The organism is Pseudomonas sp. V88_4 (assembly GCF_029967985.1).
GTDB classification, from domain to species: domain Bacteria; phylum Pseudomonadota; class Gammaproteobacteria; order Pseudomonadales; family Pseudomonadaceae; genus Aquipseudomonas; species Aquipseudomonas glycinae.
Window position 1 is genome coordinate 266,505 of record NZ_JASCAF010000044.1, and the last position, 12,293, is coordinate 278,797.

7 protein-coding genes and 1 pseudogene are annotated in these 12,293 nt (G+C 57.2%); all 8 read left to right on the top strand.

Annotation, left to right across the window (positions count from 1 at the left end; genetic code table 11):
• Nucleotides 1–10 precede the first annotated feature (10 nt).
• On the top strand, nucleotides 11–3,550 hold the full coding sequence (gene tssM, locus QLG12_RS22415) for a type VI secretion system membrane subunit TssM (RefSeq protein WP_282475244.1): 3,540 nt from the start codon (nucleotides 11–13) through the stop codon (nucleotides 3,548–3,550).
• On the top strand, nucleotides 3,550–4,278 hold the full coding sequence (locus tag QLG12_RS22420) for a PP2C family serine/threonine-protein phosphatase (RefSeq protein ID WP_039765158.1): 729 nt from the start codon (nucleotides 3,550–3,552) through the stop codon (nucleotides 4,276–4,278). Before tssM ends, QLG12_RS22420 begins: the two co-directional genes overlap by 1 nt.
• Nucleotides 4,275–5,276 (top strand): serine/threonine-protein kinase, encoded by a 1,002-nt coding sequence (locus QLG12_RS22425; RefSeq protein ID WP_085647080.1) that lies wholly within the window; start codon nucleotides 4,275–4,277, stop codon nucleotides 5,274–5,276. The genes QLG12_RS22420 and QLG12_RS22425 overlap by 4 nt, the downstream gene beginning before the upstream one ends.
• A 28-nt stretch (nucleotides 5,277–5,304) precedes the next feature.
• Nucleotides 5,305–7,311 (top strand): annotated as a pseudogene (locus tag QLG12_RS22430) (type VI secretion system tip protein VgrG); the annotation flags it as partial.
• Between the two features lie 452 nt (nucleotides 7,312–7,763).
• Nucleotides 7,764–9,521: a peptidoglycan-binding protein gene (locus tag QLG12_RS22435; protein ID WP_282475246.1), complete on the top strand. Its 1,758-nt coding sequence runs from the start codon at nucleotides 7,764–7,766 to the stop codon at nucleotides 9,519–9,521.
• Nucleotides 9,522–9,523: 2 nt separating this feature from the next.
• A complete protein-coding gene (locus tag QLG12_RS22440) occupies nucleotides 9,524–10,030 on the top strand; it encodes a hypothetical protein (RefSeq protein WP_232253744.1) in 507 nt (168 codons plus the stop codon).
• A gap of 306 nt (nucleotides 10,031–10,336) precedes the next feature.
• Nucleotides 10,337–10,750 (top strand): hypothetical protein, encoded by a 414-nt coding sequence (locus QLG12_RS22445; RefSeq protein ID WP_282475247.1) that lies wholly within the window; start codon nucleotides 10,337–10,339, stop codon nucleotides 10,748–10,750.
• 67 nt (nucleotides 10,751–10,817) lie between these two features.
• A complete protein-coding gene (locus tag QLG12_RS22450) occupies nucleotides 10,818–12,182 on the top strand; it encodes a lysozyme inhibitor LprI family protein (RefSeq protein WP_282475248.1) in 1,365 nt (454 codons plus the stop codon).
• Nucleotides 12,183–12,293 lie beyond the last annotated feature (111 nt).

Sequence of the window (12,293 nt, forward strand, 5' to 3'; positions counted from 1 at the left end):
GGGACGTGTGATGAAAAAGTTTTTCAAGAAAGTCGGCGCCTTCCTGCGCCAGACCTGGGTCTGGACCCTGCTGCTGGTGCTGTTCGTGGCGCTGCTGGTGTGGTTCGTCGGCCCGTTGTTGGCAGTGGATGACTACAAGTTCTGGGAAAGCGCGACCTCGCGTCTGCTGACCATCAGCGTGCTGTTCCTGATCTGGGGCCTGACCATGGTCTTCGTCAGCTGGCGCGCCGGGATCCGCAAGAAAGCCGTCGAAGAAACCGAAGACGGCCAGGACCGTATCCGCCGCGAAGAGTTGATCGACGAAGAGCAGAAAGAGTTGAAGGAGCGTTTCAAGGACGCCCTGAAAACCCTCAAGACTTCGAGCCTGTATCGAGGCCGCAGCGAGCGCTGGCGCAATGACTTGCCGTGGTACCTGCTGATCGGCCCGCAGGCCAGCGGCAAGACCAGCCTGCTGGACTTCTCCGGGCTGGAATTCCCGATCAACAAGATCGATCGCAAGCTGACCCGTGACACCCACGGCACCCGTCATTGCGACTGGTACTTCGCCGACCACGGCGTGTTGATCGACACCGCCGGCCGCTACCTGACCCAACCGGATGCGGAAGTCGACGGCAGCGCCTGGACCACTCTGCTGGAACTGCTGCGCAAGCGTCGTCGCGGTCGTCCGCTGAACGGCGTGCTGGTGACCATTCCGGTGGAAACCCTGACCGGTGGCAGCGAACAGGACATCGAAACCCTGGCCCGTCAGGTGCGTGCGCGTCTGCAAGACGTCTACCAGAAGCTGCACGTCGATGTGCCGGTGTATCTGGTGCTGAGCAAGGCCGACAAGCTGCTGGGCTTCGACGAGTTCTTCGATCAACTGACCCGCGAAGAAAGCGATCAGGTGCTGGGTACCAGTTTCCGCAAGGATCAGGTCGGTACCGACGTGACGGTACTGCGCAACGAGTTCGAAGAGCTGCTGCGTCGCCTCAACAGCCAGGTGATCATGCGCATGCACTCCGAGCGCGATACCCAGCGCCGTGGCCGCATCCTCGACTTCCCGCACCAGATGGGCCAGATCGGCGAGCGTCTGTGCCTGCTCGTCGACATGGCGTTCACCGGCAACCGCTACCAGCGTGCGACGCAACTGCGTGGTTTCTACCTGACCAGCGCACCGCACCTGACCCAGGAAATGGATTCGACCACCGCCGGTATCGGCGCGAGTCTGGGCATGAGCGCCGGCGTGTTGCCGACCCTGCGCAGCGGTCGTTCGCGTTTCATCCATCACTTGCTCAGCCGGGTGATTTTCCCGGAGGCCGATCTGGCCGGTCTGGACAAGCGCGAACGCAGCCGCATCCACTGGGGCCAACGTGCGTTGTACGTCGGCGCGCTGGGTGCGCTGGTGCTGTTCGGCATGCTCTGGGCTGGCGGTTTCTCGGCCAACTGGGAGCGTCTGGAAAACCTGCGCAATCTGGCGCAGAACTGGACCCAGCAACGCACGGCACTGTCGCCGCGCGATGACGCCATGGGCGTGCTGAAAACCCTCGACACCAGCTACGCCGCGACTCAGGTGTTCCCGAAGAAGGGCGACGCTGCCTACCACGAACGGATGGGGCTGTATCAGGGCCAGGACGTCAATCCGGTGGTCAAGGAGGCTTACGAGCGCGAGCTTGAAAAGCAACTGCTGCCACGCGTCGCGACGATGCTTGAAGGCCAGATCCGCGCCAACATGAAGGACCGCGAAAAGCTGATCAACAGCCTGCGCGCGTACCTGATGCTGAACATGAAGGATCGTCGTGATGCGGCATGGCTCAAGGACTGGATCGCGGCTGACTGGTCGCAGCGCTACACCGGCAACACCGCGGTGCAGAACGGTCTGAACACGCACCTCGAGCGTCTGTTGCAGCAGCCGTTTATCTATCCGCTCAACGAGCAACTGGTGACTCAGGCGCGTCAGGTGCTGCGCAGCGAATCGCTGGCGACCGTGGTTTACCGCATGCTCCGCGAGCAGGCGCGCAACCTGCCGGACTACCGTTTCAGCCAGCACCTCGGGCCGCAGGGCTCGCTGTTCATCGGCACTGAATACGTGATTCCGGGCTTCTACACCCAGACCGGCTATCAGCAGTATTTCTCGGTACAAGGCGCATCGCTGGTGACCGATATCCTGCGCGACAACTGGGTGCTGGGCGAAGGCGCGGGCATCAGCGACATGGACTTGCGTCGCCTGATGGTCGAGCTGGAGCAACTGTACTTCCGTGACTACGCCAACTACTGGAGCGAGGCCGTTGGCCAGGTGGCGCTGCCGCCGATCAGCGATGCCGGTGAAGGCGCCGAACAACTGGCGGGCCTGACCTCGGCCAACTCGCCGGTGCTGGCGCTGCTGACTGAAGTGCGCGAGAACACCCGTTTCCCTGCTGCTCCCGATCCGGTGGACGAAGCCGGTGACGCGGCTGATGCGCTGGCCGGACAGAAAGGCAAACTGGGCAAGGTTGGCAAGCTCGCCGCGGCGGCAGCGGACAAGGCTTCGGCCTTGAACGTGGCGAAGAATCTGCCGGACACCGCCAAAAAGTCCCTGCAACGTCGCTTCGAGCCGCTGCACAAATTGCTCGACGACAACAACGGCCCGGCCGCTGACCTGACCCCGGCCTTCACCGCGCTCAACGACCTGCAACTGCAACTGGCGGGCCTGGCCCGTTCCAGCACGCCGGAGCAGGCCGCGTTCGAACTGGCCAAGACCCGCATGAGCGGCCAGCGTGATGCGCTGACCAACCTGCGCAATGCGTCGGGTCGTCTGCCGCGTCCGCTGAGCGTGTGGTTCAACGTGCTGGCCGAAGACTCGTGGCGCCTGGTGCTCAACGATGCCTACCAGTACCTGAACGGCCGTTATCAGAACGAGCTGTACAGCGTGTATGGCAAGACCATCAACAAGCGTTACCCGTTCAGCGCCTCGAGCACCAGCGATGTGGCGATCAGCGATTTCCGCGAGTTCTTCCGGGCTCAAGGCACCATCGACCGCTTCTTCGACAGCTACATGCGTCCGTTCGTCAGCGGTGATCCGGGCAACTACCGGATGCGCAGCATCGACGGTCGCAGCCTGCCGGTGTCCAAGGTCTTCCTCGACCAGATGGCGGCCGCCCTGAACATTCGTCAGAGCTTCTTCTCGATCAACCCGGCCGAACCGACCGTGCAGTTCAAACTTGAGCCGTACACCCTCGATCCGGCGGTCAGCCGTTCCGAGTTCAAGTTCGGCGACAAGACCATGGAATACCGCCACGGTCCGATCCTGCCCATGAGCTTCAAGTGGCCGACCGATGCTGAAGACGGTCGCACCAGCCTGGTCATGGACAAGATGGCCGGGCGCCCGATCGGCATCGAGAAGAACTCCGGCCCGTGGTCGCTGTTCCGTCTGTTCGACCTGATGCAGACCGAGTACCTGACCGGTCGCGACGTGCTGGTGCTGAAAGCCGACGTGGGTGGCCTGCGCGCCAACTACCTGCTGACCAGCCAGCGCACGCCGAACCCGTTCGACATGGGCGTGCTGCGCACCTTCCGTATGCCGGTGCAGCTCTGATGCTGGTGGCCAGTCCCTGGCGCAGCGCGGCGCGAACCGACCCGGGCAAGGTGCGGTCGCGCAACGAAGATGCCTTCCTCGACACCCCGCAGCATGGGCTGTGGGTGGTCGCGGACGGCATGGGCGGTCATCAGGGGGGCGACATCGCCAGCCAGTTGATCGTCGCCAGCCTGGCTGAACTGCCGCAACACGAGGACTTCGATGAACGCCTCAAAGCCATCCGCCAGTGCCTGCATTGGCTGAACCGGCGCCTGGGGCAGGAGTTGACCGTCACCGCCGGGCGCCACGACAGCATCATGGGCAGCACCGTCGTGGCGCTGCTGGTGGAAGGCAATCGCGCGGCCTGCATCTGGGCTGGCGACAGCCGTTGCTACATGTGGCGCGGGCAGCGGTTGTATCAGCTGTCGAAGGATCACTCGCTGCAGCAACAACTGATCGACGAACAGCAGATGAGCGTCGAACAGGCAGCGGCGCACCCGGCGGCCCAGGCCTTGACCCGGGCGGTCGGCGCGGCGGAACAACTGACGTTGGATGTGCTGGAGCTTGAGGTGTATCCGGGCGATGTGTTCCTGCTGTGCAGCGATGGTTTGTATCAAGGCCTGAGCAGCGATGCCCTCGGCAACGCCCTCAGCCTGGCGGCGCCGCATGTGGCGCTGGAACGTCTGTTCGACGGCGCCCTGCGTGGCGCCGCTCGCGACAATCTGACGGCCGTGGTGATCCGCCAATGACTGAAATCGAATCCTCAGTCGATGACTTGCTGATGAGCGAGGAGCAGGCCAACAACCTGACCTATTTCGCTTTTGCAAAGCAGCACAACGCCGAACCCGCGCTGGCGCCGACCAAGGCCAGCGTCGGCGCACTGCCCGATGTTCTGGCAGGCCGTTACCACCTCGAGCGCCTGCTCGGGGCCGGTGGCATGGGTGCGGTTTACCGGGCCCGGGATCTGCTGCACGAACAGTTCGGCGATCCCGATCCTTACATTGCGCTGAAAATCCTCAGCGAAGAATTTGCCGAGTCGCCGGACGCCAGTGCCTTGCTCTATAGCGAGTTCGCCCTGACCCGACGCCTGCGCCACGACAACGTGCTGCGACCGCACACGTTCGAAGTGGACACCGATTGCCAGCGGGCCTTCATCACCATGGAACTCATGCGTGGCCTGACCCTGGACAAACTGCTCTGCGAGCGGCCGCTGGGCCTGCCGTGGAAAGAACTGCGCGACATCGCGCTGCCGCTGCTCGACGCGCTGGCCTACGCCCACCGTCGCGGCGTGCTGCACGGTGACATGAAGCCGAGCAACGTCATGCTCAGCGAAGACGGTGTGCGCCTGTTTGACTTCGGTCTCGGGCAAGCCGAGGAGGGCATCCTGCCCGGCCTGCCGCACCTGAGCCGCGAGCGCTTCAACGCCTGGACTCCGGGCTACGCCGCCCCCGAACTGCTTGAGGGCCAACCGCTGTCGGCCAGCGCGGACGTGTACGGCGTGGCCTGTGTGATCTACGAATTGGCGGGCGGCAAACACCCGTTCCGCCGCTTGCCCTCGACCCAGGCCCGTGACGAACACCTGGAGCGCGAACTGCAAGCCCCGGCAAATCTGCCAACACACTGCTGGCCCGCGCTGCGCACCGCGCTGGCCTTTGACGCGGCAGAGCGCAACATTTCTGCCGACCAATTGCGTGACGCCTTGGGCGCCACTTCGTCCTGGCTGCAGCGTTTGCGACTGCGGGCGTAACGGATGACATTCGAACAGGGAGCACTTTATGTTCAACCCAGCTAACGAAACGCACTTCAGCCTGACCGTTGAAGATTACGTAGGCGACCTGCAAGTCCTGTCGTTCACCGGCACCGAAGGCATCAGCCAGCCGTTCCGTTTCGACCTGGAACTGGTCAGCGAAAACCCGGATCTGGACCTGGAAAAGCTTCTGCACAAACAGGCATTCCTCGCGCTCGATCCGCAGGGCTCGGGCATCCACGGCCAGATCTACCGCGTCGCCCAGGGCGATGCCGGCAAGCGCCTGACCCGCTACAAGGTTTCGCTGGTGCCGCAGTTGCAATACCTGCATCACCGCACCAACCAGCGCATCTACCAGCAGATGTCGGCGCCGAAAATCATCGCGCTGATCCTCGACGAGCACGGCATCAAGGGCAACGCTTACAGCTTCCAGCTCAGCCAGCCATGCCCGGATCGCGATTACTGTGTGCAGTACGACGAAACCGACCTGCACTTCGTCCAGCGTCTGTGCGAAGAAGAGGGGATTCACTACCACTTCCAGCACAGCAAGAAGGGCCATCTGCTGGTGTTCGGCGATGACCAGACCGTGTTCCCGAACCTCGGCCAGCCGACGGCGTATGTGCAGGGCAGCGGCATGGTCGCCGAAGAACCGGTGATCAAAGGCTTCAAGCTGCGTCTGGAAACCCGTACCAGCCGCACCACCCGCCGCGATTACGACTTCGAAAAACCGCGCCTGCAAATGGAGGCGGCGTACAAACCGGACGGCGCTCTCGATAGCAAAGACGCTGAACCGGATCTGGAAGACTACGACTACCCTGGCCGCTTCATCGACCGCGCGCGCGGCAAGTTCCTCAGCCAGCGCGCCCTCGAACGCCACCGTGCCGACTACCGCCAGGCCGAAGGTCGCGGCGATCAGACCAAACTGGTCAGCGGCCACTTCATGGAAATGTCCGATCACCCGCGCAGCGAGTGGAACGACCTGTGGCTGCTCACCGAAATCTTCCACGAAGGCAAACAGCCGCAAGTCCTCGAAGAATCGGTGACCAGCGACACCACCGACAACAAGGACGACTTCCACCAAGGCTACCGTAACCGCTTCCTCGCCACCCCGTGGGACGTATTCTACCGCCCAGCGCTGGAGCACCCGAAACCCCGCGTGCTCGGCAGCCAGACCGCCATGGTCACCGGCCCCAAAGGCGAAGAAATCCACTGCGACCAATACGGCCGCATCAAAGTGCAATTCCACTGGGACCGCGAAGGCCTGGCCGACGACAAAACCAGTTGCTGGCTGCGCGTCTCCAGCTCCTGGGCCGGCGACCGCTACGGCGCCATCTCCATCCCGCGCATCGGCATGGAAGTCCTCGTCACCTTCCTCGAAGGCGACCCCGACCAGCCCCTCGTCACCGGCTGCCTGTACCACAAGGAAAACCCGGTGCCGTACGCCCTCCCGGCGAACAAAACCCGCAGCGTCTTCAAAACCCTCAGCTCCCCGGGCGGCGGTGGCTACAACGAACTGCGCATCGAAGACAAAAAAGGCGCCGAACAAATCTTCATCCACGCCCAGCGGGATTGGGATGAAAACGTTGAGCATGATCAGAAGATTCGGGTTGGGAATGAACGTCACGACACCGTGGTGAAGAACACCTATACGGAGCTGAAGGCCGAAGAACACCGCACCACCATAAGCGACCGCAAGATCGAAGCACGCATGGATGACCACCTGACCATTGGCGAGAGCCAGCATGTGAAGCTCGGGACTGCGCAACTGACGAGTGCCGGGAAAGAGATTCATATCAAGGCTGGGGACAAGATTGTTATTGAGGCTGGGACTGAGCTGACGATTCTCGGCGGCGGCAGTTTCATCAAGCTGGATGGCGGTGGTGTGACGGTGGTTGGGCCGGTGGTGAAGATCAACGCCGGGGGCTCGCCGGGAGCGGGCACTGGCATCGGGATCAAACCGCCGGTGCTGCCGGGGGCGGCGGATAAGGATAAGGCGGGGAGTTTGATGGATCAGGCGTTGTTGAATGCGCCGCCACCTCCTCCGCCACCATCCGAGAAAAAGAGCTTCCGAATTCAGATGAAGCGTCCCTATGAGAAAAAGGGAATCGGAGGCCAACCGTATGTGTTGGAGGTTGATGGAGTGACCTATAAAGGCACAACCACTGCGGATGGTTTTGTAGATCAACCAGTTCCTCCAGCCGCAAAAAAAGGGAAACTTACGTTTTATCCATTTGGAACAGATTCTCAGCCGTGGATTTGGGAGCTTGACTTAAGTGCGCAATCCGACGCTTCGGACATTAAAGGACTCCAGTCTAGGTTAAAGAATCTTGGGTTTTATAATGGGAAGATAGATGGTGAGAACGGCCCGAAAACTAAATATGCCACTCGTTGTTTCCATCGCTCTTGCGAAATAACAGACAAAGATTATCTATTGGCTGCTGATATCAAGCGGCTCCAAGAACAGCACATTGCTTGAGGGAGCAAGGAATGACCTATGGTAATTTTGACCTCCGCCGTGGAGATCACGATGGAAAACCTGCGCAAAATAAGCCTCCACGATGGGGGGGGAATGACAATCCCGTTTTAACTGTGCTTAATGCCGAAACAACAGCGGCGTTTTTAGGGAGCAGTGCAGCGCTCGCTGTTCCTGAGCATGTTAGAAAACTTCAAGAGGATCTAGTTGCGCTGGGTTTCTCGATAGTTGGAAAGCCGGACGGCGGATTTGGTGCGCGCACTGGTTGGGCTGTTAGAGAGTTTCAAATATATGCATCTATGAATAAGGTCGCCTGTGTAAGGCCGGAAAAGCAGGGGCAACTGTTACTGGATCAGGCAGGATCCCCAGTAAAAATAAATAATTTAGACGTGTATTTTGATAGTTCTGCAGCGATTGTGGCGCAGGCGGGGAAGGCTCCTAGTGTAACCGGTTCTACAATCTCTCCAGTAAGTTATTACGTTGACAGTCTTCAGTCTGTAGATAATTCCGGGAAGTACGATGGGCCAATAAGCGGAGTGGTGAATGAGAAGACAAGGGCAGCTATAGAACATTGGCTTGATAATGATTACAGATGTCCTGTTGTTTTCGAAGCTTGGACAATGGCCCAGGGTGCTAGAAGTAATTTGGCTGCGGCTGGATGTAATATTTGGGCCGATAAAGACTTTACTGTTGGAGCTCCGCGAGTATTAGTGAGGGATTTTACTGATTATTTTGAATTTCCGGCAGGGAAGAATCAATCTGACTATCAATCTGTAGGGTATTACGAATCAAGTGGGTTTGGTGGGCCTAATGCTACAAAGGCGCATAGTTGGTCTCCTGAAGCAGAAATGTCGGTTAAAAATATTACTGGTGCTGAAGTCAATCCGGCGCAACTTAATACAGCCGCGTTATCAACATATCGTACCGTTCGAGTTGTAGCAGAGGCTGAATGCTTTGGGCGTTTTGATGTATTAAATGCGTGGGATAATGCGTTGATCTCCGCGGGGCCATGTCACTGGACTATGGGTTTGTTTAAAAATGGAAAGTATGGCAAGGGAGAACTTGTAGGGTTTATTGCTTATCTGAAAAATAAAAGTAATGAAGCTTTCAATAAGGCTTTCGGTAATTTTGGTCTTTATCCAATACATGATTGGGGCAGCTCGAGTTTGTATTCTGATGAAGTGAAGACTTATTCCGGTTGGGTTAAGTTGACGAATGACACCTTTGTCAAAGGTCAAGATGTTCATGCAGATACCGAATTTGATGAGTTAGCGAAAACGAAAGAAGAGGCGCACTATTTAAAGACTTGGCATTGGTTCTACAGGATGAGCATGTCGGGCCGGACTTTACAGGATTACAAGGCTGCGATGTGGTCGATGGCTAAAGTTCGAGTGACGGATATCTTAAAAAAAGAAGTCGCTTTTCATGTCGGAGCCACTACTGTAAATAGTACCTTAGGCAAAGTATTTACTTCGGAGAAGTCCGTAGCTATTCTTCTTCGGTGGCATGTATTTCGGCCATCTCATGTCGTACATGATGACTTTGAAAAAATCACCCCTGTCATACAGCAGGCAATAAACGGCACAACCGGAGTTAACTGGTCGGGTGCGGTGTCTAGTTGGGGGGATGCACATGAAACGGCTTTAACAGAGAAGTTGTTAGCGGCTGCGGCTGTAATTAACTCTACGATCACCACGAGCATCAACTTTGGTGCGAATCAGCCTCAGGGCTCCGTCAGGACAGGTAGGAATACCTTCGTATTGGAAGTTTAATTATGAAATATTTATTTGCTTTTCTAATGCTTTCTCCTGTAGTTAGCGCTGCCACTATTGATGTATGTGATGCTCCGGGAGGCGCGAAGCATTTTATTTCACAATGGTCTGATGGTGGAGATAATATAGATGTATTGTCTCGAGTAAATGGCGAAAAATTTTCCGTCCAAGAGGGGAAGGTGGTTTATAACGGCGATCTCAATGGTGATGGAGTTAAGGACTTTATATTTTCTTCCTATGATAGCGAAGGCTCTAGTAAAGAAATGACTTATGGTTTTCTAATTCAGTGTAAGGGTTACTTGAAATTTGTTGGGGGTGATTATTTTGCTCGAGTTGAGGTCTTAGAGAAGTCTCCTGTGGCTGCGGGCGGGTTTAAAGATATTCAGGTCTACTCCTACCAAAGAGATGGCGATGGGAATATTCGCTATAAAGGGAAGGAGGCGTTAACCACACCTCATACTTGGACCTTTAATTCGGAAGCCAAAAAATACGAAGGTAAATCAGAATAGGTAGTGGGAAGGGTGCATTTATTTTGTGATAAATAGATCTGCCCTGTTTTATGACTGCGAAAGGAAGTGGGGTGAGCAAGAGGGCGGATTTGATTGTTTGGCTCGACGTTATTAAGGATGACGACGGTTTAAATAAATTTGCCCGCTCGTTGATAGGAGTATTGCTTTGGCTGCTTGGAAAAAGGAGCGCAGATCGTCTCGATGACGTACACGAAGAAGTCCAACGGCAAGGTTTACTATTTTGGAAATAACACCAGCGTCGATTCCTCTTTGGAGTCCGGATGCAAGTGGGGGTAGGGCGAGTACATGAGATCAAAAACTCTAGCAGCATCACTGCTCGGCCTGCTGTGGACGATGCCGGTGTTAGCCGAAACCACTACATTCAGCCCAACCAAAGGCGTCGAAGCAATGCTGGTTCTCGAAGGCTCCACGCTGAAAATCGCGGTAAAAGGCGAAACGCATAACGATTCGCGGACAATCGATTTTCAAGCCGAAAACGAACTCCATGTGCAGTTCGATGATTTCAATTTCGACGGCGCCAAGGATTTCGCGATCCGGCAACTCGATGACGGCATGGGCACTTACGACTACTACCGGGTGTTCATTTACCAAGTCAAAACCGGCACCTTCGAAGAGTTACAGCCGGACTGTGGCGATGGCTTCGTTAATTTGCGTGTCGATAAAAAACGTAAGCGTTGCTCAGCACCTATTGGGAAATGAACATACCCAAGCAATGCGTCACCCGGTTCGCCAAACGCAAAGCCTGAATGACTCAAGGAAGAACATAGTGAAACGTTTTGTTTTTAGCCTGCTGGCCGTGCTGCTGCCTGTTTCAGCGGTGTACGCGCAGGATGACTGCAGCCATGTCACCTCAAGCCTGGAAATGGTGCCCTGCTCGGAGGCGGCGAAGAAGGCTGCCGATACGCAGTTGAACCTCAGCTACAAGCAATTGATGGCGCGGCTTGAGTCTGACTATCGAGCAGATCCGGCATTGGGCGCGGAGTACGCGGCGAAGGTTAAAGAGTCGCAACGCGCGTGGCTGAAATTGCGCGATGCGAATTGTCCGTTGGAGGCATTCGAGATCGAGACGGGAATGCCAGCGCATGTGGTCACGGTCAACTCGTGCATCGCCAGAATGAGTCGCGAGCGCTCGGCGTACCTGGACAAGATCGTCCCTGCTCTTGCATCCGACAAGAGCACTTCGACAGCGCCGGCCAACGGCGCTTGTCCTTCGGAGGAATTCCCAGCGTTCCTGACAGCGTTTTCCGCCGACAGTGAATCACAGCGTCGTCTCACTGCGATGACGGTCAAGTCGCTTGTGCTGAAGCCGGTTGTGGAGAAGGACCGTAGTGCCTTTGAGCCTTCGACCTCGGGCGTCAGCGGAGCTTCCTTCACCTACCCGCTGATGGCTGCCATCACACCCGGCAAGACACCCGGAGTCGAGATTGAAGAGGTCGATGACAGTCACGTCAACGTGGTCGATAAGCGGGCGGGCAACAGCAATGTAAAAATCTTCAATTTCTCTCGTCAGGCGTGCTGGGTGCTGGAGGGAGTTGAAGACTGGTCGATCAGCGAGAAGGATCTTGTCGCAACACTTAACCCTGCAATGAGCCGTGCCGAGAACTTCTGTGAACAACGTGCCGAGGCTTTGGGAGGGCTGGGTTCGCTCGAGCAATACCGTCTGACTGCGGAATTGTTAGAAGCGTCCCTGGAAAATTATGTCTGTGCGGCTGAGTCGGGTGATCCAGAGGCGAGCCTGTCAGCGGCGAGCTTGAGTCTTTCGCAGATGGCGTCTCAGTTGGAAACCAGCAAGGTTGAAGCGTTGTTCAAAGCGGCTTCGAAAATACCGAGTGGTGCGTTGGGCTACGCCACGTTTCTTTGTTCAGGAAACTCCACCGACTATAACGGTCCTTGCCTTCATCCCAAGCAGGCAGAAGAGCAGGTCATTCGGGCGATTACCATGGGCTCAAAGGAAGCGATGTTTTATCTAGCATCTACCCTTGAGGGGGGCGAGTTGGGAACGAAAGATATGTCCCGGGCGTTAGCCTGTTATCAAATGGCGGCTGACAAAGGTTATCGGTCGGGCGTCGACAGTGTGGCGCGATTGAAGTCGCAAGTTCCAGAGCCGATCAAGGCGAGCCATTGCATTTGAAGTTCGGGGTCGTGCTTGATGCGTTTCCGCACTTGTTGGGCGTGAGCTCGTCACGGTAAACGCTTAACGCTTGTGCATCTGACACCCCCCATTTTCCTTTAAACTCCCGCC